Genomic DNA, 25,876 nt, shown 5'->3' with positions numbered 1-25,876 from the left:
CACTTGCGCTTTCGATCAGAGCTTCTTCTCTCCAGCGGGAGGCGCATTCTACAGCTTTCAAAACCGCTGTCAACACCTCTTTTCTACCGCTTTCGATCCACCTGACCGAACCACCAACAGAATCAAACCACCACCCTGTCGACCGACGCGCATTCTACACGCCAATTCCAGCTTTGCAAGCCCCTCATTCAACTTAACTTATTGATTAACAAGAAGTTTTTGAAGCGCTTCATCGCTGAAGTGGCGCGCATTCTACATCCAGCAGATTGCGCGTCAAGCTTATATTTCAATTTTCTTCGGATTTTCCCGCCAGCGGCCACCCAAGCGCTGAACCGCAGCAGCCAGATAAGGCACACGAACCGAAAGCAAGCAGCCCCCGACCAGCGCATAGACCAGCCATTCGCTCAGATCAGCGCGTACCACCCAAAGCATATGCAGCAGCGCCAGAAGCAAGATGACATAGACCGAACGATGCAGCGCCTTCCATCTGCGCCCAAGTCGCCTGATGCTGAAGCGATTGGACGTCAGCGCCAACACCAGCAATCCCGCAAACGCCAACGCACCAACAATGATGTAGGGACGCTCATACAGGTCATGTGCAACCCGATCCAGCCGCAGCCCCGCAATGAACAGCGCATAGCCCGCCAGGTGCAAGGCAATATAAGCAAAACACCACAATCCCAACTGGCGCCGTACCGCGATCCAGCCTCCCCACCGGGTCAGCTGCTGCAAAGGGGTCATCGCCAACGTGATCAGCAGCAGAATCAAACCGCCGAGACCGAGATTGTCCACAAGCACCTTGCCAGGATCAGGACTCAGGAGCCCGACGGACGCGCAATACAACCAATACAGAGGCAGTATCGCTGCAGCGATGAAAACAGCGATGCGCCAGAACCGATAGCGCATCAGTAATACCTCTTCAAATCCATACCGGCATAGAGCTCGGCCACTTCGTCGTAGCCATTGAACATGCGCGTATCGACGATGTTTGGGCTGAACAACCCGCTGGGCAAACGTCGTTCGGTCGCCTGCGACCAGCGTGGATGATCGACCTGCGGATTGACGTTCGCATAGAAGCCGTACTCATTAGGGGCGATACGCTCCCAGGTGGTCTTCGGCGCTTCTGCAACCAGACTGATGCGCACGATGGACTTGATGCTCTTGAAGCCATACTTCCAGGGTACGACCAAGCGCAGAGGAGCCCCGTTCTGCCCTGGCAATACGCGGCCGTACATACCAACAGCCATGAAGGCGAGTGGATGCATGGCCTCATCCAGACGCAAGCCTTCTACATAGGGCCAATCGATCAGTGAAAAGCCTGAGCGCTGTCCGGGCATGCGCTGCGCATCGACTAGCGTCTCGAAACGGACATAACGAGCCGCCGAGGTGGGCTCTACCTGCTTGAGCAAATCCGCCAGAGAAAATCCCAGCCAGGGAATGACCATGGACCAAGCTTCGACACAGCGCAGCCGGTAGATGCGTTCTTCGAAGGCATGCGGCTTGACCAGGTCTTCGATGGCATAGCGCCCTGGCTTACCCACCTCACCGTCGACCATCACCGTCCATGGCTCGACCTGCAGCTTGCCGGCATTGGCGGCCGGATCACCCTTGCCGGTGCCGAACTCATAGAAGTTGTTGTAGTGCGTCGCATCCTTGAAGGGCGTAATGCTCTCGCCTTCAGCACGAACGGCCTGCCATCGAGTACCGGGAAGCTTTTCTTCGAACCAGGCCGGAGCCTTGGCCGACTCCACATCGGCGTAACTGCCAGGCGTGTCCGCGTGCACCCAGGCCGGCATGGCTGCCATTCCCGCCAGGGCCAGTGAGCCTTGCATCAGCTTGCGCCGGGAAAGATAGACGGACTCGGGGGTGACTTCGGACTCAAGGGACCGAGAGGGAGAAGGGACGCGGATGAGCATGGTGACTCCGTGGTCTACGGTTTGAGAAACGAACTGTAGACCACGGGACAGGGAAGAAATTACAGCGTCATACCGTTTTACGGCGGCGCAATTGCAACAGGTACTGAATAGGACCGGAAACGGCGTAGGCCAGGAAAATCAGCAACAGGATGCGTGGCGGGTCACTGAACACCACCGCAAACACCAGCACCACGACCAGGATGGCCACGAATGGCACGCGCCCCTTCAGATCGAGATCCTTGAAGCTGTAGTACTTGATATTGCTGACCATCAGGCATCCCGCTGCAGCGACCAGCAGCGCCACAAGGAAAGCCATATTGGAACCCTGGATACCGAAATCGCTGAACGCCCAGACAGTACCGGCAACAACACCGGCAGCTGCCGGGCTGGCCAAGCCGATGAAGTAGCGCTTGTCGACGCTGCCAATCTGGGTATTGAAGCGCGCCAGGCGCAACGCGGCGCCGGCCACATAGATGAAGGCGACCATCCAGCCGACCTTGCCCATGCTGCCCAATGCCCACTCGAATGCGAGCAGTGCCGGGGCGACGCCGAAAGCGACCATATCGGAAAGCGAATCGTATTCGGCACCGAATGCGCTTTGCGTGTTGGTCAGGCGCGCGACTCGGCCGTCCAGACTGTCGAGCACCATGGCTACAAATACGGTCGCCGCAGCGACGTAGAAGTTGCCGTTCATCGAATTGATGATGGAGTAGAAACCGGCGAACAGATTGGCCGTGGTGAACAGGTTCGGTAGCAGGTAGATCCCGCGATGACGCACCTTGCGCCCCTCGGCGTCGTGCCCTTCTTCCACATGCTCGTCGATGGGCAGCAGGCTTTCGATATCCTCGCCCGCCCGCTTCGGCTCTTCGTGACCTTCACTCATGAACAACACCTTGCTACGGATTTGAAGAATGGTCGGCAGCGCTCGCAGCGGCGCCGACGCCCAGGCTTTATACCAGAAGCACTGCCCAATAATGAAAAAACGCGGCATAAAGCCGCGTTCTTTCGCACATCGCAGACCTTAGTTCTTGGTCTTGTCGACGATCTTGTTGGCTGCGATCCACGGCATCATCGCACGCAGCTTCTCACCGACCACTTCGATGCCGTGAGCGGCATTGTTGCGGCGATATGCAGTCATCGACGGGTAGTTGGCAGCACCCTCGGTGATGAACATCTTGGCGTATTCGCCGTTCTGGATGCGCTTCAGAGCGTTACGCATGGCAGCACGGGATTCGGCGTTGATCACTTCCGGACCGGTGACGTACTCACCGTACTCGGCGTTGTTGGAGATCGAGTAGTTCATGTTGGCGATACCGCCTTCGAACATCAGATCGACGATCAGCTTCAGCTCGTGCAGGCACTCGAAGTAGGCCATTTCCGGCGCGTAGCCAGCTTCGACCAGGGTTTCGAAACCGGCTTTGACCAGCTCGACAGTACCGCCGCAGAGAACGGCCTGCTCACCGAACAGGTCGGTCTCGGTCTCGTCCTTGAAGGTAGTTTCGATGATGCCGGTACGGCCGCCGCCAACGCCCGAGGCGTAGGACAGGGCAACGTTCTTGGCATTGCCGGAGGCGTCCTGGTAAACGGCGATCAGGTCAGGGATACCGCCGCCTTTGACGAACTCGGTACGTACGGTGTGGCCCGGGGCCTTCGGCGCGATCATGATCACGTCGAGGTCGGCACGCGGCACGACCTGGTTGTAATGGATAGCGAAGCCGTGGGAGAAGGCCAGGGTAGCGCCCTTCTTGATGTTCGGCTCGATCTCGTTCTTGTACAGCTGGCCCTGGAACTCGTCCGGGGTCAGGATCATGACCAGGTCGGCAGCAGCAACGGCAGTGGCAACGTCGGCCACTTTCAGGCCATGAGCTTCGGCCTTGGCAACGGTGGCGGAGCCTTTACGCAGACCCACGGTGACGTCAACGCCGGAATCCTTCAGGTTGCAGGCCTGAGCGTGGCCCTGGGAGCCATAACCGATGATGGCGACTTTCTTGCCCTGGATGATGGAGAGGTCGCAATCTTTGTCGTAATAAACTTTCATGTTCTTGGCTCTTTTGAATCGAAAGGGATGGGTGCAAGCACCGCGACGCAAGCACCTTATGTGATCTTATCCATTGCGTAAAATGATATATTTGCAACACAACGTGCCGATATGTGAAACAAAAATGGACAGCCACTCCCTCAGGCTCTTTCTCTCCCTGGCAGACAACCTGCACTTCGGCAAGACCAGCCGCGAACAGCACGTCAGCCCTTCTGCACTGAGCCGCAGCATCAAGCAGCTCGAGGAGGAACTCGGCGCGCCCCTGTTCCTGCGTGACAACCGCTCGGTTCGCCTGACCCGTGAGGGCCAGCAGTTTCGTGAATACGCGAGCGAGGTGATGAATGGTTGGCAAGCCATACGCCAGACCTTCATGCAGGATCAGCAAAGCCTGCATGGCGAGCTGTCCCTGTATTGTTCGGTGACCGCGAGCTACAGCTTCCTCTATGACATCCTCAGCAGTTTTCGCCAGGATTACCCACGCATCGAAATGAAACTGCATACCGGCGACCCGGCCAAAGCCGTCGAGCGCGTGCAGCAAGGCCAGGAAGATCTGGCCATCGGCGCCAGGCCAGACACCCTGCCGGCAGGCGTGGAATTTCAGTCGATCACTCGCTCGGAGCTGCGCTTCATCGGCCCTCAAGCCCCACAGTTGCTGAGTGAGGAACAACTGCGGCAGCCGACGGCAGAGAGCTGGAGGGACGTACCGATGATTCTCTCCGAGGAGGGCCTGGCCAGAACGCGCACCGACCGCTGGCTCAAACACCACAACATCAAGCCGCGCATCTATGCCCAGGTCAGCGGTAACGAAGCGATCGTCAGCATGGTCAGCCTGGGTTTCGGTATCGGCGTGGTGCCGCAGATCGTGCTGGACAACAGCCCTCTGACCGCCCGCATTCGCATCTACGACATCCAGCCACCACTGACGGCTTATGACATTGGCCTGTTCGCGCTGGAGAAGCGCCTCAAGGATCCACTGATCGCCGCCTTCTGGAATCGCCAGCGCTGAATCTCAGGCAATAAAAAGCCCCGCACCAGGCGGGGCTCTCTGCAACCACAGCGATCAGATACTCAGTACCTTGTCGCCTCGAGCGATGCCGGTGACACCACTGCGCACGGTTTCCAGAATCGACGCGGTGCCGATGGCCTGGATGAAGCTGTCCAGTTTGTCGCTGGTACCGGTCAGCTGCACGGTGTAGACGCTGCTGGTCACATCCACTATCTGGCCGCGGAAGATGTCGGTGGTGCGCTTGACCTCGGCACGCTGGGCGCCAGTGGCCTTGATCTTCACCAGCATCAGCTCGCGCTCGATATGGGCGCTCTCCGACAGGTTGACCAGCTTGACCACCTCGACCAGCTTGTTGAGGTTCTTGGTGATCTGCTCGATCACCTCGTCATGACCGACCGTGGTCAGGGTCAGACGCGACAGCGTCGGATCCTCGGTCGGCGCAACGGTGAGGCTTTCGATGTTGTAGTTACGCTGGGAGAACAGACCGACCACGCGGGACAGTGCGCCCGGCTCGTTTTCCAGCAGCAGGGAAATGATGTGTCGCATGGTCAGGTACGCTCCGTCTTGCTCAGCCACATGTCACGCATTGCGCCATCCCGGATCTGCATCGGGTAGACGTGCTCGCTGGTATCCACCGCGATATCGAGGAACACCAGGCGATTCTTCAGTGCGAAGGCCTCTTCGAGACCCGGCTTGAGATCCTTGAGCTCGGTGATGCGCATGCCTACATGCCCATAAGCCTCCGCCAGCTTGACGAAGTCAGGCAGCGACTCCATGTAGGAGTGCGAGTAGCGACTGCTGTACTGCATGTCCTGCCACTGACGAACCATGCCGAGCGCGCCGTTGTTCAGGTTGACGATCTTCACCGGCAGGTCGTACTGCAGGCAGGTCGACAGCTCCTGGATGTTCATCTGGATGCTGCCTTCGCCGGTCACGCAAGCCACGTCGGCTTCCGGGAAGTTCATCTTGACGCCCATCGCGGCGGGGAAACCGAAACCCATGGTGCCCAGGCCACCGGAGTTGATCCAGCGATTGGGCTTGTTGAAGCGGTAGTACTGTGCGGCGAACATCTGGTGCTGACCAACATCGGAGGTGATGAAGGCATCGCCCCTGGTCACTTCGCACAGAGTCTCGATCACCGTCTGCGGCTTGATGATCGAACCGTCACCCTCGTTGTAAGGGAACAGACGGCCGCTACCGCGCCACTCGTCGATCTGCTTCCACCAGCTGGCAACAGTTTCCTTGTTCGGGGTTTCACCGATTTCCTTGAGGATGGCGACCATTTCGGTCAGCACGCTGTCCACCGGGCCAACGATCGGGATGTCGGCCTTGATGGTCTTGGAAATCGAAGCCGGGTCGATGTCGATGTGGATGATCTTGGCGTTCGGGCAGAACTTGGCCGCGCCGTTGATCACGCGGTCATCGAAGCGCGCACCGACAGCCAGGATCACGTCAGCATGGTGCATCGCCAGGTTGGCGGTGTAGCTGCCGTGCATGCCGAGCATACCGAGGAACTGGCGATCGGTACCCGGGTAGCCACCGAGGCCCATCAGGGTGTTGGTCACCGGCAGATTGAGCATCTGCGCCAACTCGGTCAGGGGCGCGGAGGCATTGCCCATGATCACGCCGCCACCGGAGTACATCACCGGACGCTTGGCGGCCAGCAGCATCTCGGCCGCCTTGCGGATCTGCCCGGAGTGGCCACGCACGGCCGGACTGTAGGAGCGCAGCTTGACCTTCTTCGGATAGACGTACTCGAACTTCTGGGTCGGATCGCCCATGTCCTTCGGAATGTCGACCACGACCGGGCCGGGGCGGCCGGATTCAGCGAGATAGAACGCCTTCTTCAGCACCTCGGGAATTTCCGACGGGTGCTTGATGATGAAGCTGTGCTTCACGATCGGACGGGAAATACCGACCATGTCGGTTTCCTGGAAGGCATCGGTACCGACCATGTTGCTCGGCACCTGACCGGAAATCACGACCATGGGAATCGAGTCCATGTAAGCCGTGGCGATACCGGTGATGGCATTGGTCGCACCCGGGCCGGAGGTTACCAGCACCACGCCGGCCTTGCCGGTAGCGCGGGCATAACCATCTGCCATGTGGGTCGCGGCCTGCTCGTGACGAACCAGGACGTGAGTCACTTCCGGCTCTTTGAACAGGGCATCGTAGATATGCAGGAGGGCACCGCCCGGGTACCCATAGATGTACTTAACGCCTTCGTCACGCAGGAAGCGGACGACCATTTCAGCGCCAGATAAGAGCTCCACGTTTTTCACCTCTTGAACGCCAGTGTGCCACCCGACAGACGAGCGGCCCTTTAAGTAGGTCTTACTGTCAGCGGACATGCACGATGGTGATCGTGGATTCGGAACATCAGCTTGACGAGTAACGGAGCAGCCCATGGTCTTGCGGGGCTGACCCTCCCAGCGCGAGGTAACGCGTTGCGGGTGTCACGGTTCGGCACGGATAGCGCCTCTTTGCACCGAGCTGGAGGACGCTTGCGGCGGACTCCACTGCGATGGAATGGCGATTGTTCGGGTTAGCCGCTGGCAAGTCAAGCGATGCGTGCAGCGCCACCCAACGATCCTCACCTGTGACACAGCGCAGGATGAACAATGGCGGCTTTTGGTTATAGTAACCAGCAGTCCCGCGGCTCTCTAAGAAAGGAAACAGCATGCGCCTCATGATCCTCACTGGCAGTTTGTTGCTCGCCCTGAGCACTTCCGCCATGGCCAGCCAGATCTACAAGTGGGTGGACGACCAGGGCGTCACCCACTTTGGCGCACAGCCGCCGCAGGGCCAGGACGCCACGTCCATCAACACCGCAACGCCACCGCCCCGTGCGCCGGCGCCCGCCCTGACAACACCGCCAGCTTCGGACGACGCCCAGCAGAAAGCGATCGACGATCAGGTCAAGGATCAGGTCGCCAAGCAAGAGGCCGAACGCAAGAAGTACTGCGAAAGTGCACGTACCAACCTCGCGCAACTGGAGAACAACCCTCGCGTCAGAATCGAGGGCGACAATGGTGAGCTGCGCCGCATCGGTGAAGACGAGCGTCAGCAGCGCATCACCGAGCTGAAAAAGTCCATCGACGAGACCTGTCGCTAAACGCTTGCAGGCTCAGGCACGCGTCAGCACACGATCGAACTCACCAAGCACATCGAGCAGCCCCCGCACTTTGACGGGCTGCTCGCGATAGGCCATCTCAGCCATCGCCTTGATGCCGGACACCGCAGGCAGCGGAGCACCGCTCTCCAGCAGCACCTTCATCCGCGGCAGAAGAATCCATTGCAGCCACTGCTCGAACGCCAGGGTATCGACGCAGAAAGGCGTCTGGCTGGCCAGCGCCTCGGCGCTCGGCGCCTCGCTCTGCCACCAGCCCAACTGACGTAGCTCACGCTCGATCAACAACAGTTGATCGGCGACCTGCGAGGCACGTTCATCCATTACAGACTGACCCGCGCTTGCTCACGCGCCTGCGCAGCACCGGCTGCATCGCCCTGACGCTCACGCGCCTGCGCGATGAGATTCCACAGACTGGCCTGCAGCGCCGGACGACCCGAGGCATAGGTCAGGCCGCGTCGCGCGAATTGCTCGGCCTGCGCCGCATCGCCCTGTGCCAAGCGTACCTCGGCCAGTCGATAGAGCACCTGCGGCTCACGCGGGGCAATGCGCTGGGCACGCTCGAGACTGGAGGAAGCGCCATTGAGGTCACCGCCGCCCTGCTGCTGCTGTGCGGTGGTCAGCAGCGCCAGCACCGGACCATCCAGTTGTTCGTCTGCAGCCAGGCCACCGCCACTGGGGATGCCGCTCGGCGCACTGGGAGCAGGAGACGCAGAGAAACTGCCTTGGCCGCTGCTCACCGGCGGCTCGTCGAAGGTCAGACCACCACTCGAGGGAGCGGCTTGCGGCCCGGTCTGCAGCGGCGACGAAACAGCGCCTTGCGGCACCATCACCACTACGCCGGAGTCCTCCTCGATCTGCCGCGGCTGGGCCGCAGCAGGTGTGGGAGCACTAGAGCCGGCGATGCTGCCGGCCGACAACGGCGTGCCGGCATCGACCACCGGAATCGAGCCACGCGGCACCGTGCTACAACCTGCAAGAGCCGTCGTTGCCAGCAGGGCGACAAGCCACTTCTTGTTCACATCCAATCCTCTTCAAGTAAGGGTGAAGGCAGCCAGCCGGTCATTGCAGCCAACCGCGCACCCAGTCCATCACCGAGTCGACCGGCGCCTGGATGCCACAGCCGGCTCCGGGCGCTGGCTCACTGCCGCGAATATAAGGCATCTGTACCGCGTTAGGGCAGCCGGAAGCCGAGCCCTGCCCGGTCGTACGATCGACCCAGGCCATGGTCACGTTGTCCGGCATCGGCATGTCCAGCGGCAACGGATCAGCCTTGCGCATGAAGCCGGTCCAGACCTGCAGCGCGCCGGTCGCCCCCGTCAACGGGGTCGGGCCATTATCGTCGCGGCCGAGCCAGACCACGGCGAGCAGATCCTGACTGAAGCCTGCGAACCAGCTGTCACGCGAGTCGTTACTGGTGCCGGTCTTGCCGGCCAGGTTGAGCGAGCTGGGCAACTGGCTGTAAACCGAGCGTCCGGTACCTTCGCGCATGGTGCGCTGCATGGCGTTCTGCACCAGGTAGATGGCGCCGGGATCGAAGCGCTGTTGAATCTTGAACGGATAGCGGCCCAGCGGCTGGCCATCGGACGTCAGCACACTGCGAATGCCACGCAGCGGGGTATTGAAACCGCCATTGGCCAGCGTCTGGTACATGTCCGCCACTTCCATCGGGGTCAACGCCCCCGCCCCGAGCAACATCGACGGATAAGCCGGCCACTCTCGCTTCATCCCCATTCGCTGAAGGGTCTTGAGGACATTGGGCACACCGATTTCCAGGCCGAGCTTGGCCGTCGACAGGTTGTAGGAGTGAGCGAGCCCCTGATACAGAAAGATGGAGCCATGGGCCTGGCGGTCGTAGTTCTGCGGCGTCCAGACCTGGCCATCCTGCCCCTTGACGGAGAACGGCTCATCCTCCAGCCAGCTGGTCAGCGTGTATTGGCTCGGTCGCTCCAGCGCCGACAGGTAGATGGCCGGCTTGACCAGCGAGCCGATGGGACGCACGGCATCGAGAGCACGATTGAACCCCGCGAAGCGTGGCTGGCGACTGCCGATCAGTGCCTGAATCTCACCGGTTTCGGGGTTAGTCACGACCATGCCGGCCTGCACCTCATCCACCCCTTTACGCCCGGCCAGACGCTTCAGCGACTCGGTGAGCGCCTCCTCGGCCTTGAGCTGCAGGATGGGGTCGAAGCTGGTGAAGATGCGCAGGCCTTCCTCGGTCAGGTCTTCCTCGCGATAGTCTTCACGCAGTTGGCGCTTGACCAGATCGAGGAAGGCCGGGAAGGAGCTGTCGGCCATGCTGCCACGCTGCGTCACACCCAGGGGCTTTTGCTTGGCAGCGGCGGCCTCTTCAGGCGTGATCGAGCCCTGTTCGGCGAGCAGGTCGAGCACGAGGTTACGCCGAGTCATCGCGCGCTCGGGGTTACGTCTGGGGTTGAAGTAGGTCGGCCCCTTGACCATGCCCACCAGGAGCGCGACCTGCTCCAGCTTCAACTCGGAAATCGGCTGACTGAAGAAATACTGGCTGGCCAGGCCGAAACCATGGATCGCGCGCTGGCCGTCCTGACCGAGGAACACCTCGTTGAGGTACGCCTCGAGAATTTCCCGCTTGTCGTAATGCAACTCGAGCAGCACCGCCATCATGGCTTCGGTGGCTTTGCGCAGAAGGGTGCGCTCGTTGGTCAGGTAGAAGTTCTTGACCAACTGCTGGGTCAGGGTACTGCCCCCCTGCACCAGACGCCCGGACGTGGCGTTGATCCAGATGGCACGGGCAATGCCCTTGGGCGACACGCCGAAGTGCTCGAAATAATCGCGATCTTCCACGGCAACCAGCGCATCGATCAGGTAGGCCGGCACCTGGTCGATCTTGATCAGGATGCGGTCTTCCTGATGCGCCGGGTACAACCCGCCGATCAGCATGGGTTCCAGTCGCGCCACGGCGAGATTGGCACCGCCGGCCTGGGTCAGGCCGGCAACGTAATCACCAGAGAAGCGCACGCGGATTGCCCGAGCAGGCTCGGTGCCCTCGTAGAACTGAAAGCCACGGCTGTACATATCGATGGTGTTGCCTGCGACCGCCACGGCGCCTGGGCCGCTCGCGCTGCTTTCGCGGCGATAACCCAACGCATCGAGCTCGCGCAGGAAATCGTCCTTGCTCAGTTTCTGTCCGACGAACAGCTCCAGCGGCCTGGCATAGACCTTGGCCGGAACGGTCCAGCGCTTGCCGGAGAATTTTTCCTGCACCACGGCATCGAGGTAAACGGCGAAGCCGGCGAGGACAACCAGGCCGACGAGACCGAGTTTGAATCCCCAGGCGAGCCAGGGGCGCAAACCGGAGGAGCGGGATTTCTTGCTTGAGCGGGGGGAGCGTTTTCGAGTCATGGCGGGATTATACGCACTTTACCTGGAGGCCAGCAGGGCTGCCCGGATGGTTTGCATGGCCGTTCGCAGCGGCCATAATGCCGAGCTCTAACAGCGTAATGACAAGGATCGAACGTGAGCCAAAGCCTGATTGCCGCGCTACAGAACCCGGCCCTCTACCCTCATCCGGTGGAAGGGTTTCGCGTGATTGAGACCCACATTTCCTGGGTTTTGCTCACCGGCCCCTATGCCTACAAGTTCAAAAAGCCAGTCAATTTCGGTTTTCTCGACTTCACCGAGCTGTCGGCACGCCAGCATTTCTGTGAGGAAGAACTGCGCCTGAACCAGCGCCTGACTGACGACCTCTACCTGGAAGTGCTGCCTATTTGTGGCAGCGAGCAGGCGCCTAGCCTGGGTGGCGAAGGCCCGGCCATCGAATATGCCCTGAAGATGCGTCAGTTTCCGCAGGATCAACTGCTCAGCGCCATCCAGGCGCGCGGTGAACTGGATGAGCGTCACATCGACGCGCTCGCCGATCAGATCGCACGTTTTCATCTGAACGCCCCGCAGGTCGCACAGGATCACCCGTTGGGGACTCCGCAAGTAGTGATGGAACCGGTGCAGCAGAACTTCGACCAGATTCGCCCGATGCTCAGCGACAAGGCCGACCTGCAGCAATTGGAAGCGCTGGAAGCCTGGGCCCAGTCCAGCTATGAACGCCTTGAGCCGCTGCTGACCGAACGCAAGGCGCAAGGTTTCATCCGCGAATGCCATGGTGACATTCATCTGGGTAACGTCGCGCAGATCGACGGCCAGGTGGTGCTGTTCGATTGCATCGAATTCAACGAGCCATTTCGCCTGATCGACATCGCTTCGGACGCCGCCTTCCTCGCCATGGATCTCGAGGATCGCGGGCTCAAGTGCATGGCGCGTCGTTTCATCAGTTCCTGGCTGGAGCAGACCGGTGACTACCAGAGCCTGGAACTGCTGAACTTCTACAAGGCCTACCGCGCCATGGTACGTGGCAAGGTCAGCCTGTTCCGCCTGGGCCAGGAACAGGACTCGGTACAACGAGCGGTGATCCTGCGCCAGTATCGCGCCTACGCCGCGCTGGCGGAAAGCTACAGCGCCATCCCGACGCCCTTCCTGGCCATCACCCATGGCGTATCCGCCGTCGGCAAGAGCCACGTCGCCATGCGCCTGGTCGAGGCGCTGGGCGCCATTCGCCTGCGTTCTGATGTCGAGCGCAAACGCCTGTTCGGCGAGCAGGATACGGCCCATACAGGCCAACTGCAGAGCGGTATCTATAGCGCAGACGCCAGCCAGGCGACCTACGGGCGCCTGCATGAACTGGCGCGCGAGGTACTGCACGCCGGCTTCCCGGTGGTCATCGACGCCACCTATCTCAAGACTGCGCAGCGCCAGGCGGCCTGCCAGGCAGCAGAAGAAAGCGGCGCGCCCTTCCTCATTCTCGACTGCCACGCACCGGATGCCGTCATTGCAGCCTGGCTGAGCCAGCGCCAAAGCGAAGGACGCGATCCATCCGACGCGACGATGGCCGTCATCGAGGCGCAACAGGCAGCGCGTGAGCCACTGGAAGTCGAGGAGCAGTTGCATAGCGGGCGGGTGGATACCAACGAGAGCGCCAGCCTGGACAGCCTGATCGAGCGGATCCGGCAGAAGCTGCCGGGTATCTGACGCCTCGCCGCTTCACTGGCGCGGCGTACCGGGCAAAGTACGCCGCGCCTTCTATACTTCCGGTGAGTCCGTCACCGGTACCCGCCATGAGACAGCCACGTCAGCTTGACCATCCGCTTTACCGCCTGCTGCACAACGACGACATCAAGGGGTTCAATGCACAGAAACCCAGGGATGGCGAAGTCGATCTTTCCGGCGGTGACTTCCGCGGTCTTGACCTGCGCAACATGGACACCGAAGGCGTCAATTTCACCGATGCCTACTTCCGCGGCGCGGATCTGCGCGGCCTGGATTTTCGCTATTCCAAGATCGAGGGTGCGAGCCTGGCCCATGCGCAGATCTCCGGGGCCTACTTCCCTGTCGATTTGACCGCCGACGAAATTCTCATGTCGGTGAACTTCGGCACGCGCCTGCGCTATCGCACCAAATAGCCGAACTCATGCAACGCACCACCACGTCACACGGGTTTTCGTGCCACATGGGCACACTCCAGCCGACACCTCGGCCCGCCCATACGTACGCAACCCCACGCAGGGAGGCCCCATGAACGACGAACTGCAGCATTTGAAGAACCTGGGCAAGACTTCGGCGCAGTGGCTCCATGCCGTCGGCATCCACAGCGCCAGCGACCTGCGCCGCTATGGAGCCGTCGGTGCCTATCGTGCCGTACGCGCACGGGGCTTCCGAGCATCCAAAGTCTTGCTGTATGCCATCGAGGGCGCGCTTCTGGGCGTGCATTGGAGCGAACTGCCCGATGCGCACAAGGCCCAGCTCAACGGACAACTGGAAGAATCCTCGCAAAACAACAAGAGATAGCTCACAACCCGCACTCGGGAGGATTGCCGGCACAAGCGCCACAGCCTATTGTTTCAGGGACGTTCGTACGTTCAGACAGCCCAGCCAGTTCAAGGAATTACGGTCATGTATTTACTCGGGGAGCAACCGGCTTACGCCGATCAGCTGATCAACCGCCTGCAGAGCATCCCCGCTCACTTGCTGGAAGGGCTGAAACCCATCGGCGAACCATTGCGCCTCGATCGCGTGGACGACCTTAGCCAGGCACTACCAGGCAACCAGTTGTTCATCATCGAAAGCGGCCTGTTGCATGCACTGGTCGACGAACGCCCGCTGTTCTACCTGCACGAAGGCGATCTGGTGGGCCTGCGCCAGGGCATCGAGCTGCCCAGTTGCCGTTACAGCAGCGAAGAGCCCATCAGCCTGATTCCCTATTCGCGTAGCGAAGTGTTCCAGCACATCCATGCCAGCGAGCAACGCCAGGAACAATTCATCCATTACCTGATCGGACACACGGCCCTGCTCTCCGATGCGCTGGCACGCCTCAAGCAGCCCGAGATTCGTCCGGCCACCGGCTTCCAGCATTTCGCCGCGGGTGAAGAGCTGATCCACCAGGGCGACGATGCCGATCATGTGTTCATCATCATCGAAGGTCATGCCGAGGCTTATGTCGATGGGCAGAAGGTCGGCGACGTGCAGAAGGACGAGATCTTCGGGGCCATGGCGGTCTTCACTCGGGAGAAACGCAGCGCCACCGTGGTAGCCAGCGAACCCTGCACGGTCATGGTGATTCCCAAGGAGCAGTTCCTCAGTCTGATGCAGAGCAATCCCCGCATCGCTCACAGCCTGATCGAGAGCATGGCGCGCCGCATCGATCTGCTGAACAAGGAAGTCACCCAGCTACGTAGCTGAACCCGCCCCATACGAAGCCCGGCACCAAGCCGGGCTTCTGGTTTTAACGGCACCTGAGAAAACATGAGAAAAGTTCTCAAAAAGCCGTTGACATCAAAATGAGAATTGTTATTATTACCACAACTGGTCGCGAGATCAGCCGATAAGCTAAAGAGACCATTCAGTCGGACTCTTCAGATTATCTCCTCATCAGGCTAATCACGGTTATTGACCCGGCTTTTGCCGGGTCTTTTTTTGCCTGTCGAAAAAACGCTCGAACCAGACCGCGCGCGATCAGCGTCTCAAGCTGGCACAGAGATCCTCTTGCGGCATGGCCGCCGTATACCAGACGTAGTCGGCCATGCGCGCGTCCACCGGCTGCCCTGCTTCGGCCAGGATCAGTACGGCCTGACGAGCGGAAGCCCCGAGGTCGGCCAGATGCAGGGGCACACCCAAATCCTTGCGCGCATGGAAAGCGCCTGCCAGTAAAAGGCTCGGCTGCGGTGCGACCAGCAGCGCCTCGGCCATACGGCGGTCTCGTTGTTGCTGCACGGCGAGCATGGCGGGCAACTGACTCTCCGGCAGCATGTCGCAATGGGACTGGCGAATATCTGCCAGCAGACGTTGCTGAACGCTGCTGGCCGTTGAGGCCGAGCCCTGAAGGGTTGGGCGCTTGCGATAGATATCCAGAATCTCGGCACGATCCAGATTGGCAGCCAGCAATGGATAAGGCTGGCTCAGCTCATGTTGCACCAATGGCCCATAGAGCGACCAACTCCAGCCTGGCTGCCAGGCCAGCGACTCGATCGGATCGGCCAGCGTCCGTCCCGCGCGCCTCTCGCGCTGAGCCTGCTCGATGCGCGACTGCTGATCCGGATTGATCATTTCCATCAACACACTGCCTTGCGGACGACGCGCCGACAGCTCGCGAGACAGCCAGAGCTGCAAGGCATGATGATCCGGATTGTCGTGACGTTCACCCACCAGCACCCGAGGCAGTGCAGCCAGGCGATCGACCAACTCCTCGGCGCTAAGCGTCTCACCAGTGGCAAGATCCTTGATCATGCCGAAGTCGGGGTGATCCTGCGCCAGTGGCGCGAGCGGTGCGGGCGGCGGCAACCTCCCGTGGCTCTGGCAGGCGGCGAGCAGCAGTACGCCGCACAGCAGCAGTGTTTTTCGCATGAGTGACTCCAGATGTGACGATCAGCGTGCTACGACCAACCGATGTCCCCGCTGCAGATGCCTATTGACCAAGACCTTCAGCTCCAACATCAGGCGTAGAGCCGCAGCACGAAAAACTTGTTCGGGCGCACCCAATGCCGTGGCACCGAGTGCAATAACAATAGGCGATCACAGCAACGCGCCGCCAGGTTGAAACCGTGCACCATGACCAGCACGGCGCAGCCAAGCACCGCCTCAAGCGTCGTGTACCGATGCCGTGGGTCAATCAGTCCCTACCGAGACGGCTCGTACCGGCACCAGCACTCGCCAGGTGGGGACGCTGCCGCTCACCGCCGAACAGTTCGAGATAGCGGCGACAGACCGGATGCTCCGGCATAGACGGTGCGCAGCGCCATCATTCATCGCAACCCCAGCCTTCCAGATAGGCGTCTCGCCCAGCTTCGAGGGACGGGAAGGTCAGCCACGACAGACCTGAAACATATGAAAAGCACTTGCACCAAGATGACGTAGCAATCCTTGCACGAGGCAAAGACACAAATGATAATATTTATCATTTGTTCGCGAGATGGACGTCAGTGAGCAGTTCCAATCTTGACAAAGTGTTCATGGCGCAACGCCTGCCGCTACTGCGCACGCTGGTTCGCATGGTGAAAAATCCCAGTATTGCGGAGGAGTTGGTGCAGGACACCTACCTGCGCGTCGCCCATACCCTGAGCTTGCACAAGGTCGACCACCTGGAGCCCTTTCTTTTCCAGACCGGGCGCAATCTTGCGCTGGATCACCTTCGGCATGTGCGCATGCGATCGCGCACACTACTCGAAGACGTACCTGCCAATGTCCTGCTGGATGTGGCGAGCGAGGCTCCATCCCCGGAGGAAGGGCATCAGGCCAAGCAACTCCTTGAACGCCTGGGCACCGCCCTAGAACGGCTCACTCCACGCCAGCAGCGCATCTTCGTCCTCAGCCGCCTGCATGGCTGCAGCTATACCGAGATTGCCGAGCAACTCGGCGTTTCATCGAGTACGGTACAGAAGGAACTGAAACTGATCATGGCCATCTGCATCGGCGTGCTCAGCCGCTTCGAGGAGCAATCATGACGAACTACCTATCCGACCGCGACTGCTCCACAATCGGCTCCCCCTTCGTCAGGAATGCCCGGTGAACGCCCCTGATCAACGCGCAGCCGAAATCCGTCTGCAGCAAGCCATGGACTGGCTGATCCGCCTACCCGATGCGGATGCGGCCACCCGTGAGCAATTCGATATCTGGCTGCAGGCCAGCCACGAAAACCGCCGGGCCTTCGAACGTGTGCAACATGCCTGGCAGTCCCCCCTGCTCAGCCATGCCGCCGCCGCTCTTGAGCAACGCCAAACCAGACCCACACGACGGCGGCACTGGCGACGCTACGCAGCCGCGGCCTGCGTCCTGCTCACTCTCGGCGTGACCCTGCGTACCGACCTGCCCCTGCGCCTGCGTGCCGACCACGCCACCAGCACTGGCGAGCAGCGCGACCTGAGCCTGAGCGATGGCTCGCGCATCCTGCTCAATACCGACACCCTGCTCACCAGCCACATCGACGACCAACAGCGCCAGGCGCGACTGCTACGCGGTGAAGCCTACTTCGAAGTAACGGCCGATGCGCAGCGCCCTTTCCAGATCGATGCGGGGCCCGTGCGCGTCAGCGTACGGGGAACAGCCTTCGCCGTACGCTACCTGCGGGACGAAGCGGAAATCAGCGTCCGCCACGGTGAAGCCGACCTGAGCACCCAGCGCGGCGACATCCGCGTAAGTCTGAATGCCGGCGACAGCATACGTATCGGCCCTGACGGCTTTGGCGAACGTCGCCGCAGCAGCCAGCAGCTGGCCTGGGTGGATGGACGCCTGGTGTTCGAAAACTGCCCGCTGGAAAAGGTATTGGCCGAACTGCAGCGTTACTACCCTGGCTGGATTCTCGACCAGCGTGCAGAGCCAGGTAGCGTCAGGGTGACAGCCAACTACCGCCTCGATGATCCATTGGGCGCCATGCGTTCCCTGGCACAGATCGCAGCGCTGGATCTGCACGAGTACCCACACGTTCTGGTGCTCAACTGACCCCGGCGAGGGCCAGCGAGAGCCTCGCCACGTTCGACAGAGCCCGGCTCTGTCGCCCTTCAGAGATTTCTGAAAGTTTTTTTACGCATTCGTAAGCCCTCGTTCGTCCAGTCAAATGCCAACGAAAGTGATTCGCATTTCAATCACTCAACTGACCGACCGAGAGCACTCACATGTCGCTTCCCCTGTGCCGTACCGCCCTGCAGCCGCTGCGCGCGCCCGCTTGCCTGACACTGCTGGCCCTTTCCATCTCCCTGGGCGCCATCCCGCCATCGGCAGCCCTGGCTGCCGACAGCGTGCAGACGCAGTCCGCCTACCAGTTCAGCATCAGCCGCCAGCCTCTGGCCGAGGCACTCAATGCCTTCAGCAGCACAACGGGGTGGCAGATTGGCCTACCGGCCGAACTGGCCGAAGGCATTACTTCGCCCGGGGTCAATGGTCGTCTGCCGGCGGAGCAGGCGCTCAAGCGCCTGCTGGTGGGCAGTGGCCTGGGTTATCGCTCGGTAGGTCCGCGCAATGTCGTGCTGTATCGCGCCCTGGCCGCCAATAGCCTCGAGCTGCAGCCCCAGACGATCACCGCCACACGCCAGGCGCAGAACGCGGATCTGGTCGCCAGCACAGTGAGCGGGCGCAGCCGCGCCGATCTGGACCGCAACAACGTCAACACGATCAAGCAACTGGTGCGTGACGAGCCCGGGGTGTCGGTTGGCGGCGCCGGGCAGCGTGCCGGCATCACCGGCTACAACATCCGCGGCATCGATGGTGACCGAGTGCTGACCCAGGTCGATGGCGTGGACATTCCCAACAGTTTCTTCAACGGCCCCTACGCCCAAACCCACCGCAATTACGTCGACCCGGAGATCGTCAAGCGCGTGGAAATCCTCCGTGGCCCGGCTTCCGCACTCTATGGCAGCAGCGCCATTGGCGGTGCGGTCAGCTACTTCACCCTGGATGCCGACGACATCATCAAGCCCGGCAAGGATGTCGGCGCTCGTCTCAAGACCGGCTACAGCTCGGCGGACGAGAGCTGGCTGACCTCAGGCACCGTGGCAGGTCGCCAAGGCGACTTCGATGCCCTGCTGCACCTGTCGCAACGCAACGGCCACGAAACCGAATCCCATGGCAACGACGGCGGCATTGGCCTGAACCGCAGCGAGGCCAACCCGGGGGATGTCCGCACCACCAACCTGCTGGCCAAGCTGGGCTGGAACTACAACGACACGGATCGCCTGCAACTGACCTACGAGAAGTACAAGGACGACCGCGACACCAACCAGCTCAGCGCCGTAGGCGGCCCCTATAACGCCGGCAGTGGTTTCAACTACTATGAGTCGCGCCACGGCAACGACACCATCAGCCGCGAACGCTTCGGCCTGGAACACAGCCTGGCGCTCGATAGCCTGCTGGCCGACAACCTCAAGTGGAGCCTGAACTACCAGTTGGCCAAGACCGACCAGAGCACGGTGGAACACTACGTACCGAAGAACTTCTTCACCGGTGCGGCGACCCGCGACGTGATGCGCTATCGGGATACCACCTACAAGGATCGTCTGTGGGTCTTCGACGCCCAGTTGGACAAGGCCTTCGCCATCGGCGCGACCGACAACCTGCTGACCTATGGCACCACCCTCAAGCGCGAGGAAGTCACCGGCCTGCGCACAGGCTACGGCGTTTGCCTGCGCGTACTGGGCGCCAACTGCACCAGCGTTGGCGCCATCAGCAGCAATGCCTCCGATACCCTGACGCCACAGAGCGACTTCCCGGATCCCACCATCAAAACCTACAGCCTGTTCGCCCAGGACGAGATTCACTGGAACCAGTGGAGCTTCACCCCGGGCCTGCGCTATGACTACACGCGCATGCGTCCAGAGCTGACCGACGAATTTCTCGCCACCATCGCCAATAGTTCGGTGACCGCCTACGACGACGATGACAAGGTCTGGCACCGCATCTCGCCGAAGTTCGGCATGACCTACGCCTTCGATGACCACTACACCGGCTTCGCCCAGTACGCCGAGGGCTTCCGCACGCCAACTGCCAAGGCACTCTACGGTCGCTTCGAGAACCTCTCGAGCGGTTATACCGTCGAGCCCAACCCGGATCTGGAACCGGAAAAGAGCCGCGGCGTGGAAGGCGGCCTGCGGGGTCGCTTCAGTGCCGGTAGCTTCGAGGTCACGGCCTTCTATAACGAGTACCGCGACTTCATCGACGAAGATGCCAGCCTGGCCACCACCGGTACCACGTTCAAGAGCGTCAACATCGCTCATGCCAGCATCCGGGGTGTCGAGGCCAAGGGGCGCCTGAACCTGGACAGCTTCGGCGCCATGCCCGGTCTCTACACGCAAGGTTCGATCGCCTACGCCCGTGGCCGCGACGACGATACCGGCGCGCAGCTCAACAGCGTCAACCCGCTGACCGGGGTATTCGGCCTGGGCTACGACCAGCCGAACTATGGTGGCCTGCTCAGCTGGACGCTGGTCAAGCGCAAGACACGCATCGACGACAGCAACTTCAACATCCCCGACGGCACCACCAGCCAGTTCGCCACGCCGGGCTTCGGCATCCTCGATCTGACGGGCTACTACAAGCTCAGCGAGGATCTGACGCTCAACGCCGGCCTCTACAATCTGACCGACAAGCAGTACTGGCTGTGGGATGACGTACGCGGCTATGACAGCGTGGGTGAAGCCTCGGTGACCAGCCCGGCGAACCTCGAACGCCTGACCCAGCCGGGACGCAACTTCGCCATCAACCTGGTCTGGGATATCTGAGCGAAGCAATGGGAACGCTCTGGCACACGAGTAGCCGGAGCGTTGTTATCCGCTGATATGTCCCGTGTTGAAAATGTCCACAGCCACAAGGAATCCCCCATGTCCAATGCCCTGCTCTCCCAACGCCTGAATCAGGCGACTCATGCGGTACACGAGCGTCTCGACGCGGCCGTCAAAGCCCATGACCCCTTCTCCAGCCGGGAAAACTTCGCGCCGTTCGTCGCGGCGCAGTACCTCTTCCAGTCGCAACTGCAGGCGCTCTATCAGGATGCCGAGCTGAACCAGCTCTTCGATGACCTGGCCCAACGCTGCCGGGCGCAACAGGCACTTGCCGATCTTGCCGACCTGGAAACCGACGTGCCACAAACACTGCCCGTGACCGAACCGCCCGCCTCGCAGGCCGCCGCGTTGGGCTGGCTGTTCGTCTCCGAAGGCTCCAAGCTCGGCGCCGCCTTCCTGCTCAAGCGCGTCGCAGCGCTGGGTCTGGATCAGCACTTCGGCGCGCGTCATCTGGGCGAGCCCGCGGGTGGTCGTGCCGAGGGCTGGAAGCGCTTCACCCGCAGCCTCGACGCCCTGCCACTGAGCGAAGCGCAGCAAGCCGAAGCAGAAGCCGGCGCGCTGGCGGCCTTCGAGCGCTTCGCCGAACTGCTGCAGCACAGCTATGCCCGTGCCAGTGCCCATGCCTGAAGAACCGTTGGCGCAACGCTCGCGACTGGCACGGCTGCTCTACGTCCTGCTGGCCTACATTAGCCTGGGGGTCGGCATGGTCGGTCTGGTCGTGCCGGGCCTGCCAACCACCGAGTTCATCTTGCTCGCCGCCTGGGCCGCCGCTCATGGCTCACCACGCCTGAGTGCCTGGCTGGAGAACCACCGCGTGTTCGGCCCCATGCTGGCCAACTGGCGCAATGGCAAGACGATCAGCCGCAGCGCCAAGATCGCCGCGAGCCTGTCGATGCTGCTGGGGTTGCTGCTGATGCTGCTTACCCTGCCCCATGGCTACTGGCTCTATGCACTGGTGCTGGGCATGGCGCTGGGTAATCTGTGGATCTGGTCAAGGCCTGACAAGCGCAAGCCCTGAACCTCGCCTGGCCGCATGCGTGCGGCCTGCGCGATAATCGCCCTCCAGCCCAGGAGGTCGCGATGATTCACCTATGTTCCTCGGACGCACTGGCCGAAGGCCAGAGCCGGGGGTTTCTCGTCGATTCGCTGTCATTGTTCATCGTTCGCAAGGACGGCCAGGTCTATGCCTACCGCAATCGCTGCCCACACCGAGGCGTCGGCCTGCAATGGCAGCCCGACGCGTTCCTCGACGACAGTGCCAGCCTGATCCGCTGCGCCACCCACGGCGCGCTGTTTCTCATCGACTCCGGTGAATGCGTGGCGGGCCCTTGCGCGGGGCAGGCGCTGCAGGCCCTGGCCTGCCGTGAAGACGCCGAAGGCATCTGGCTGATGCCTGCCGATCAGACCGGCGAATATTGATCCGGGTCAGGCCCGCTCGCCAACCCAGCGTCTAGACTCAATTCCAGAGTCACCGCGCGGGAGATGAGCAATGGATCACTACCACCTGATGCTGGCGTTGCTGGTTGGCGGCTTTTTGCTGCTGGGCGTGGGGTTCAACTTCCGCGAGCACGAGTGGGGCGTGCGCATACTGGGAGTTGGCGTGCTGATGATGCTGGTACCGATCGCCCTACGCGTGCACCTGGCGCTGGCCTGATTCACCGTCTCAGTCGCGCTGCCAACGCTGTGCGGCGTCCTGATCGCTGTGCCGGCCCTCGACCCAACGCGGGCCCTCGGCGGTATCTTCTTTCTTCCAGAACGGTGCGCGCGTCTTCAGGTAATCCATGATGAAGTTGCAGGCGTCGAACGCGGCCTGACGATGGGCGCTGCTGGTACCGACGAAAACGATCGGCTCGCCCGGCTCCAGGCGGCCGATACGGTGGATGATCTCGATACCCAGCAGCGGCCAGCGCTCGCGTGCCTGATCGGCGATCTTGGCCAGGGCCTTCTCGGTCATGCCGGGGAAGTGCTCGAGGAACATGCCAGCCACTTCGCGGCCTTCATTGAAGTCACGCACGTAGCCGACGAAGGTGACCACCGCGCCGATGCCGAGGTTGGCGGCATGCAGGGCGTTGAGTTCGGTGCCGGGATCGAAGGGCTGGGTTTGGACGCGGATGGTCATGGGCGCCTCGTTTGATGGGAGCTGCGGTTGGCGGAATCATTGGTGGGCTGAAGCCCACCCTACAAGGCTGATCTGTGGGAGGGGCTTCAGCCGCGACAGTCAGCCGTATCAACCGCCGGTCACGGTGGGGAAGAAGGCCACTTCGTCGCCTTCGGCCAGCGGTTCGTCGAGGCTGCACAGCTCCTGGTTGCGTGCGCACATCAGGTTCTGCTCGCTGAGGACTTCCCACTCGCCACCACGGGCCAACAGATGCAGGCGCAGGTCATCGAGGGTGACGAAATCACCGCTGACCTGCTCCTCGTCGCGGCCCAGGGCTTCCCGGTAACGGGCGAAATACTGCACGCGGATCATGCTTGCTCCTCCAGCTTGTAGTGACCGCTCTTGCCGCCGAGCTTTTCCAGCAGACGCACCTGCTCGATGACCATGCCGCGATCCACAGCCTTGCACATGTCATAAATGGTCAACGCAGCGACGCTGGCGGCCGTCAGTGCCTCCATCTCGACACCGGTTTGCCCAGACAGTTTGCAGCGCGCAGTGATATGCACGCAGTCATCACCTTCGGCACGCAGCTCCACCTTGACCCCGGTGAGCATCAGTGGGTGGCACAGGGGGATCAGATCACTGGTCTTCTTCGCCGCCTGAATGCCGGCGATACGCGCCACGGCGAACACATCGCCCTTGGGATGCTCACCGGCGACGATCATCTGCAGGGTGGTGGGGAGCATGCGCACTCGCGCTTCGGCGGTGGCTTCGCGAAAGGTGGTCACCTTGTCGGTGACGTCGACCATATGCGCGCGGCCTTGGGAATCGAGGTGGGTCAGCACGGGAAAGCTCCTGGCGATAATCGGCCGATTGTAAGCCCGCCGGTCAGGATTTGGCAGTTACAAAAACGCCCCGGCCATGGGCAGGGGCGTCGGCTTGCAAGCCTGTCATTACCCCTCTTCAGCAAGAGCAAGAGGGACCTGAAGACGGCTACATATGGGTTTCCGCGTACTCCGCGAGGATCGAGCGCGGCACCCCTTGCAGGGTGATGTGCACGCCGTGCGGGAAGTCCTTGAAGCGTTCGGTGAGGTAGGTCAGGCCCGAACTGGGCGCCGACAGGTAGGGTGTATCGATCTGCGCCAGGTTACCCAGGCACACCACCTTCGAGCCGTTACCGGCACGGGTGATGATAGTCTTCATCTGGTGGGGGGTGAGGTTCTGGCATTCGTCGATGAGGATCAGGCTCTGCTGGAAGCTGCGCCCGCGGATGTAGTTGAGCGACTTAAATTGCAGCGGCACCTTCTGCAGGATGTAGTCGACGCTGCCGTGGGTGCTCTCGTCCTCCATATGCAGTGCTTCGAGGTTGTCGGTAATCGCGCCGAGCCAGGGCTCCATCTTCTCCGCCTCGGTGCCGGGCAGAAAGCCGATCTCCTGATCCAGCCCCTGTACGCTGCGGGTGGCGATGATGCGCCGGTAGCGCTTGCTGACCATGGTCTGCTCGATGGCCGCGGCCAGCGCCAGGATGGTCTTGCCGGAGCCGGCGGCGCCGGACAGGTTGACCAGATGGATGTCCGGATCGAGCAGCGCGAACAGCGCCAGCGCCTGATGGATGTCGCGCGGTTTCAGGCCCCAGGCCTCCTGATGCAGCAGCGGCTCCTGGTGCATGTCGAGGATCACCAGCTCATCGCCCTTGATCGCCTTGATCCAGCCGACGAAGCCCTGTTCATCGAGGATGAACTCGTTGATGTGCACCGCCGGCAAGTTGTCGGTGAGCTGCACACGATGCCAGGTACGGCCGTGATCCTGGCGCGTTTCGACCTTGCTCACGCGATCCCAGAAGGAACCCGGCAGGTCGTGGTAGCCCTTGGACAACAGCGAGACGTCGTCGACCAACTGGTCGGTGTGGTAGTCCTCGGCATCGATACCGCAGGCGCGCGCCTTCAGGCGCATGTTGATGTCCTTGGTCACCAGCACCACGGAAAGGCCCGGATTGCGCGACTTCAGCTCCACCAACTGGTTGATGATCTTGTTGTCGTTGAGGTTTTCCGGCAGCCAGGTCACGGGTGCCGCGCTCTTGCTCATGAGAATGGACAGGAACCCGCAGGGGCCGCTCTTGCCACGTTGGATGGGAACGCCACGCTCGACGTCTTCGGGTTCGGCACCGGCGAGAATCTGGTCAATCAGACGGATCGCCTGGCGGCATTCGGCAGCGACGCCGTGCTTGCCGGATTTCAGCTTGTCGAGTTCCTCCAGCACCGTCATCGGAATCGCGACGTGGTGTTCTTCGAAGTTCAGCAAGGCGTTGGGATCGTGGATCAGGACGTTGGTGTCGAGGGCGTAGAGGGTTGGAGCGGTGGGCTTGGAGCGTCCGTGGTCATCCATACTCGGTCACCTTCTTGTCGTAGCCGGGCGACGCAATACCAGGGGCGGTGCTGCGCCGGACAGAGACCGCCGACTTTTCAGGTCGGGGCCGAAAGGGGGCAAGCAAGGTGAGGGCCAATGGCCGCCACCTGTGCGCAGGTTTCGGCGGTCTTGCTTTTTAGATACTCCAAAAAAGATGACAGGCAAAAGAACTTTTCAGCTTTTTGAATTTTATTTTTCCCATCGACGAATAGCGCTTGGCGCTCCTCCAGTAGCCCGTTACAGTCCGAAGTCCTACCTCCAGCGCTGCCCATAATCGGCGCCCCACCCTGCTGCAACCTCGCGCCAACTCGGTGCAACCTTCCCTCAAGGGCACCTCTAAAAACTACCTGCGTTGCCATCGCTGCGTTAAAAACAGGCTCGTGCGCGAGTCCGATCAAAATGCTCATTTACAGCTCGTAAAGTCGAGCGCGACT

Annotated in this window: 29 protein-coding genes; 14 read left to right on the top strand and 15 right to left on the bottom strand. The window is 61.4% G+C overall.

Annotated elements, in window-relative coordinates; genetic code table 11:
- On the top strand, positions 1–197 hold a 197-nt coding region (locus ACODS1_RS10675; protein WP_489085624.1), incomplete at its 5' end, for a hypothetical protein.
- An 82-nt stretch (positions 198–279) separates the two neighbouring features.
- Here ACODS1_RS10675 and msrQ read toward each other — a convergent pair.
- From msrQ to ilvC, 4 genes are all read right to left on the bottom strand, one after another.
- Positions 280–906: a protein-methionine-sulfoxide reductase heme-binding subunit MsrQ gene (msrQ, locus tag ACODS1_RS10670; RefSeq protein ID WP_489085623.1), complete on the bottom strand. Its 627-nt coding sequence runs from the start codon at positions 904–906 to the stop codon at positions 280–282.
- Complete coding sequence (gene msrP / locus ACODS1_RS10665) at positions 906–1,916, bottom strand: protein-methionine-sulfoxide reductase catalytic subunit MsrP (RefSeq protein WP_489085622.1); 1,011 nt, start codon at positions 1,914–1,916, stop codon at positions 906–908. The genes msrQ and msrP overlap by 1 nt, the downstream gene beginning before the upstream one ends.
- A 67-nt stretch (positions 1,917–1,983) precedes the next feature.
- On the bottom strand, positions 1,984–2,799 hold the full coding sequence (pssA, locus tag ACODS1_RS10660; protein ID WP_322980370.1) for a CDP-diacylglycerol--serine O-phosphatidyltransferase: 816 nt from the start codon (positions 2,797–2,799) through the stop codon (positions 1,984–1,986).
- 138 nt (positions 2,800–2,937) lie between these two features.
- The gene (ilvC, locus tag ACODS1_RS10655; RefSeq protein ID WP_125875246.1) at positions 2,938–3,954 is read right to left on the bottom strand and encodes a ketol-acid reductoisomerase; all 1,017 of its coding nucleotides are present in this window, start codon (positions 3,952–3,954) and stop codon (positions 2,938–2,940) included.
- 124 nt (positions 3,955–4,078) lie between these two features.
- Here ilvC and ilvY point away from each other — a divergent pair, with 124 nt between their 5' ends.
- Positions 4,079–4,960, top strand: coding sequence for an HTH-type transcriptional activator IlvY (gene ilvY / locus ACODS1_RS10650; protein WP_489085621.1), 882 nt, complete (start codon positions 4,079–4,081; stop codon positions 4,958–4,960).
- 54 nt (positions 4,961–5,014) lie between these two features.
- Here the strand turns inward: ilvY and ilvN are convergent, their stop codons facing one another.
- Both ilvN and ACODS1_RS10640 read right to left on the bottom strand, forming a co-directional pair.
- Positions 5,015–5,506 (bottom strand): acetolactate synthase small subunit, encoded by a 492-nt coding sequence (gene ilvN / locus ACODS1_RS10645; protein WP_003243161.1) that lies wholly within the window; start codon positions 5,504–5,506, stop codon positions 5,015–5,017.
- Positions 5,507–5,508: 2 nt separating this feature from the next.
- On the bottom strand, positions 5,509–7,233 hold the full coding sequence (locus ACODS1_RS10640; RefSeq protein ID WP_489085620.1) for an acetolactate synthase 3 large subunit: 1,725 nt from the start codon (positions 7,231–7,233) through the stop codon (positions 5,509–5,511).
- A 407-nt stretch (positions 7,234–7,640) separates the two neighbouring features.
- On the opposite strand from ACODS1_RS10640, the gene ACODS1_RS10635 reads away from it, so the two are divergent.
- Positions 7,641–8,075: a DUF4124 domain-containing protein gene (locus tag ACODS1_RS10635; RefSeq protein ID WP_489085619.1), complete on the top strand. Its 435-nt coding sequence runs from the start codon at positions 7,641–7,643 to the stop codon at positions 8,073–8,075.
- A gap of 12 nt (positions 8,076–8,087) precedes the next feature.
- Here ACODS1_RS10635 and ACODS1_RS10630 read toward each other — a convergent pair whose 3' ends face one another.
- From ACODS1_RS10630 to mrcB, 3 genes are read right to left on the bottom strand one after another with little or no spacing between them, the layout of a single operon-like run.
- On the bottom strand, positions 8,088–8,414 hold the full coding sequence (locus tag ACODS1_RS10630) for a YqcC family protein (RefSeq protein ID WP_489085618.1): 327 nt from the start codon (positions 8,412–8,414) through the stop codon (positions 8,088–8,090).
- Positions 8,414–9,112, bottom strand: a complete 699-nt coding sequence (locus ACODS1_RS10625; protein WP_322980375.1) for a tetratricopeptide repeat protein — start codon at positions 9,110–9,112, stop codon at positions 8,414–8,416. The genes ACODS1_RS10630 and ACODS1_RS10625 overlap by 1 nt, the downstream gene beginning before the upstream one ends.
- A gap of 40 nt (positions 9,113–9,152) precedes the next feature.
- The gene (mrcB, locus tag ACODS1_RS10620) at positions 9,153–11,471 is read right to left on the bottom strand and encodes a penicillin-binding protein 1B (RefSeq protein WP_489085617.1); all 2,319 of its coding nucleotides are present in this window, start codon (positions 11,469–11,471) and stop codon (positions 9,153–9,155) included.
- A gap of 114 nt (positions 11,472–11,585) precedes the next feature.
- On the opposite strand from mrcB, the gene ACODS1_RS10615 reads away from it, so the two are divergent.
- The 4 genes from ACODS1_RS10615 to ACODS1_RS10600 all read left to right on the top strand — a co-directional run bounded on the left by ACODS1_RS10615 (position 11,586) and on the right by ACODS1_RS10600 (position 14,855).
- A complete protein-coding gene (locus ACODS1_RS10615; protein ID WP_489085616.1) occupies positions 11,586–13,148 on the top strand; it encodes a bifunctional aminoglycoside phosphotransferase/ATP-binding protein in 1,563 nt (520 codons plus the stop codon).
- Positions 13,149–13,234: 86 nt separating this feature from the next.
- Complete coding sequence (locus tag ACODS1_RS10610; RefSeq protein ID WP_489085615.1) at positions 13,235–13,579, top strand: pentapeptide repeat-containing protein; 345 nt, start codon at positions 13,235–13,237, stop codon at positions 13,577–13,579.
- A gap of 112 nt (positions 13,580–13,691) precedes the next feature.
- Positions 13,692–13,964, top strand: a complete 273-nt coding sequence (locus ACODS1_RS10605; protein ID WP_322980379.1) for a TfoX/Sxy family protein — start codon at positions 13,692–13,694, stop codon at positions 13,962–13,964.
- Positions 13,965–14,069: 105 nt separating this feature from the next.
- Positions 14,070–14,855: a cyclic nucleotide-binding domain-containing protein gene (locus tag ACODS1_RS10600; RefSeq protein WP_322980380.1), complete on the top strand. Its 786-nt coding sequence runs from the start codon at positions 14,070–14,072 to the stop codon at positions 14,853–14,855.
- 273 nt (positions 14,856–15,128) lie between these two features.
- On the opposite strand, the gene ACODS1_RS10595 is transcribed toward ACODS1_RS10600, so the two are convergent.
- A complete protein-coding gene (locus tag ACODS1_RS10595) occupies positions 15,129–16,016 on the bottom strand; it encodes a ChaN family lipoprotein (RefSeq protein ID WP_489085614.1) in 888 nt (295 codons plus the stop codon).
- A 575-nt stretch (positions 16,017–16,591) separates the two neighbouring features.
- Between ACODS1_RS10595 and ACODS1_RS10590 the strand changes: the two genes are divergently transcribed.
- The 7 genes from ACODS1_RS10590 to ACODS1_RS10560 all read left to right on the top strand — a co-directional run bounded on the left by ACODS1_RS10590 (position 16,592) and on the right by ACODS1_RS10560 (position 22,592).
- Complete coding sequence (locus ACODS1_RS10590; RefSeq protein WP_322980610.1) at positions 16,592–17,113, top strand: RNA polymerase sigma factor; 522 nt, start codon at positions 16,592–16,594, stop codon at positions 17,111–17,113.
- Positions 17,114–17,222: 109 nt separating this feature from the next.
- Positions 17,223–18,107, top strand: a complete 885-nt coding sequence (locus tag ACODS1_RS10585; RefSeq protein WP_489085627.1) for a FecR family protein — start codon at positions 17,223–17,225, stop codon at positions 18,105–18,107.
- A 173-nt stretch (positions 18,108–18,280) separates the two neighbouring features.
- Positions 18,281–20,878, top strand: a complete 2,598-nt coding sequence (locus ACODS1_RS10580) for a TonB-dependent receptor (protein WP_489085613.1) — start codon at positions 18,281–18,283, stop codon at positions 20,876–20,878.
- 99 nt (positions 20,879–20,977) lie between these two features.
- Positions 20,978–21,565 carry a biliverdin-producing heme oxygenase gene (locus ACODS1_RS10575; protein ID WP_489085612.1) on the top strand — a complete coding sequence of 196 codons (588 nt, stop codon included), beginning with the start codon at positions 20,978–20,980 and terminating at the stop codon, positions 21,563–21,565.
- Positions 21,558–21,956, top strand: a complete 399-nt coding sequence (locus ACODS1_RS10570; RefSeq protein WP_322980384.1) for a YbaN family protein — start codon at positions 21,558–21,560, stop codon at positions 21,954–21,956. Before ACODS1_RS10575 ends, ACODS1_RS10570 begins: the two co-directional genes overlap by 8 nt.
- Positions 21,957–22,018: 62 nt before the next feature.
- Positions 22,019–22,357, top strand: a complete 339-nt coding sequence (locus ACODS1_RS10565; RefSeq protein WP_322980385.1) for a Rieske (2Fe-2S) protein — start codon at positions 22,019–22,021, stop codon at positions 22,355–22,357.
- Between the two features lie 70 nt (positions 22,358–22,427).
- Entirely contained in the window at positions 22,428–22,592 is a 165-nt protein-coding gene (locus ACODS1_RS10560) for a hypothetical protein (RefSeq protein WP_322980386.1), read from the top strand.
- A 9-nt stretch (positions 22,593–22,601) separates the two neighbouring features.
- On the opposite strand, the gene moaE is transcribed toward ACODS1_RS10560, so the two are convergent.
- The 5 genes from moaE to ACODS1_RS10535 all read right to left on the bottom strand — a co-directional run bounded on the left by moaE (position 22,602) and on the right by ACODS1_RS10535 (position 25,849).
- Positions 22,602–23,057, bottom strand: a complete 456-nt coding sequence (gene moaE / locus ACODS1_RS10555; protein ID WP_489085611.1) for a molybdopterin synthase catalytic subunit MoaE — start codon at positions 23,055–23,057, stop codon at positions 22,602–22,604.
- A 108-nt stretch (positions 23,058–23,165) separates the two neighbouring features.
- Positions 23,166–23,408, bottom strand: coding sequence for a MoaD/ThiS family protein (locus ACODS1_RS10550; protein WP_268178830.1), 243 nt, complete (start codon positions 23,406–23,408; stop codon positions 23,166–23,168).
- Positions 23,405–23,881 (bottom strand): cyclic pyranopterin monophosphate synthase MoaC, encoded by a 477-nt coding sequence (gene moaC, locus ACODS1_RS10545; RefSeq protein WP_489085610.1) that lies wholly within the window; start codon positions 23,879–23,881, stop codon positions 23,405–23,407. Before moaC ends, ACODS1_RS10550 begins: the two co-directional genes overlap by 4 nt.
- A 148-nt stretch (positions 23,882–24,029) precedes the next feature.
- On the bottom strand, positions 24,030–25,421 hold the full coding sequence (locus ACODS1_RS10540) for a PhoH family protein (protein ID WP_322980390.1): 1,392 nt from the start codon (positions 25,419–25,421) through the stop codon (positions 24,030–24,032).
- Between the two features lie 77 nt (positions 25,422–25,498).
- Entirely contained in the window at positions 25,499–25,849 is a 351-nt protein-coding gene (locus ACODS1_RS10535) for a hypothetical protein (RefSeq protein WP_322980391.1), read from the bottom strand.
- Positions 25,850–25,876: the final 27 nt, after the last annotated feature.

The organism is Pseudomonas sp. FG29 (assembly GCF_057809355.1).
This window is presented reverse-complemented; position numbering and strand designations above follow the sequence as displayed.

What these genes read in the sequence shown, in the direction of transcription:
- msrQ (WP_489085623.1), bottom strand. Translation starts at nt 906, where the DNA reads ATGCGCTATCGGTTCTGGCGCATCGCTGTTTTCATCGCTGCAGCGATA.
- msrP (WP_489085622.1), bottom strand. Translation starts at nt 1,916, where the DNA reads ATGCTCATCCGCGTCCCTTCTCCCTCTCGGTCCCTTGAGTCCGAAGTC.
- pssA (WP_322980370.1), bottom strand. Translation starts at nt 2,799, where the DNA reads ATGAGTGAAGGTCACGAAGAGCCGAAGCGGGCGGGCGAGGATATCGAA.
- ilvC (WP_125875246.1), bottom strand. Translation starts at nt 3,954, where the DNA reads ATGAAAGTTTATTACGACAAAGATTGCGACCTCTCCATCATCCAGGGC.
- ilvY (WP_489085621.1), top strand. Translation starts at nt 4,079, where the DNA reads ATGGACAGCCACTCCCTCAGGCTCTTTCTCTCCCTGGCAGACAACCTG.
- ilvN (WP_003243161.1), bottom strand. Translation starts at nt 5,506, where the DNA reads ATGCGACACATCATTTCCCTGCTGCTGGAAAACGAGCCGGGCGCACTG.
- ACODS1_RS10635 (WP_489085619.1), top strand. Translation starts at nt 7,641, where the DNA reads ATGCGCCTCATGATCCTCACTGGCAGTTTGTTGCTCGCCCTGAGCACT.
- ACODS1_RS10630 (WP_489085618.1), bottom strand. Translation starts at nt 8,414, where the DNA reads ATGGATGAACGTGCCTCGCAGGTCGCCGATCAACTGTTGTTGATCGAG.
- mrcB (WP_489085617.1), bottom strand. Translation starts at nt 11,471, where the DNA reads ATGACTCGAAAACGCTCCCCCCGCTCAAGCAAGAAATCCCGCTCCTCC.
- ACODS1_RS10610 (WP_489085615.1), top strand. Translation starts at nt 13,235, where the DNA reads ATGAGACAGCCACGTCAGCTTGACCATCCGCTTTACCGCCTGCTGCAC.
- ACODS1_RS10605 (WP_322980379.1), top strand. Translation starts at nt 13,692, where the DNA reads ATGAACGACGAACTGCAGCATTTGAAGAACCTGGGCAAGACTTCGGCG.
- ACODS1_RS10600 (WP_322980380.1), top strand. Translation starts at nt 14,070, where the DNA reads ATGTATTTACTCGGGGAGCAACCGGCTTACGCCGATCAGCTGATCAAC.
- ACODS1_RS10595 (WP_489085614.1), bottom strand. Translation starts at nt 16,016, where the DNA reads ATGCGAAAAACACTGCTGCTGTGCGGCGTACTGCTGCTCGCCGCCTGC.
- ACODS1_RS10585 (WP_489085627.1), top strand. Translation starts at nt 17,223, where the DNA reads ATGGACTGGCTGATCCGCCTACCCGATGCGGATGCGGCCACCCGTGAG.
- ACODS1_RS10580 (WP_489085613.1), top strand. Translation starts at nt 18,281, where the DNA reads ATGTCGCTTCCCCTGTGCCGTACCGCCCTGCAGCCGCTGCGCGCGCCC.
- ACODS1_RS10575 (WP_489085612.1), top strand. Translation starts at nt 20,978, where the DNA reads ATGTCCAATGCCCTGCTCTCCCAACGCCTGAATCAGGCGACTCATGCG.
- ACODS1_RS10570 (WP_322980384.1), top strand. Translation starts at nt 21,558, where the DNA reads ATGCCTGAAGAACCGTTGGCGCAACGCTCGCGACTGGCACGGCTGCTC.
- ACODS1_RS10565 (WP_322980385.1), top strand. Translation starts at nt 22,019, where the DNA reads ATGATTCACCTATGTTCCTCGGACGCACTGGCCGAAGGCCAGAGCCGG.
- ACODS1_RS10560 (WP_322980386.1), top strand. Translation starts at nt 22,428, where the DNA reads ATGGATCACTACCACCTGATGCTGGCGTTGCTGGTTGGCGGCTTTTTG.
- moaE (WP_489085611.1), bottom strand. Translation starts at nt 23,057, where the DNA reads ATGACCATCCGCGTCCAAACCCAGCCCTTCGATCCCGGCACCGAACTC.
- ACODS1_RS10550 (WP_268178830.1), bottom strand. Translation starts at nt 23,408, where the DNA reads ATGATCCGCGTGCAGTATTTCGCCCGTTACCGGGAAGCCCTGGGCCGC.
- ACODS1_RS10540 (WP_322980390.1), bottom strand. Translation starts at nt 25,421, where the DNA reads ATGGATGACCACGGACGCTCCAAGCCCACCGCTCCAACCCTCTACGCC.
- ACODS1_RS10535 (WP_322980391.1), bottom strand. Translation starts at nt 25,849, where the DNA reads ATGAGCATTTTGATCGGACTCGCGCACGAGCCTGTTTTTAACGCAGCG.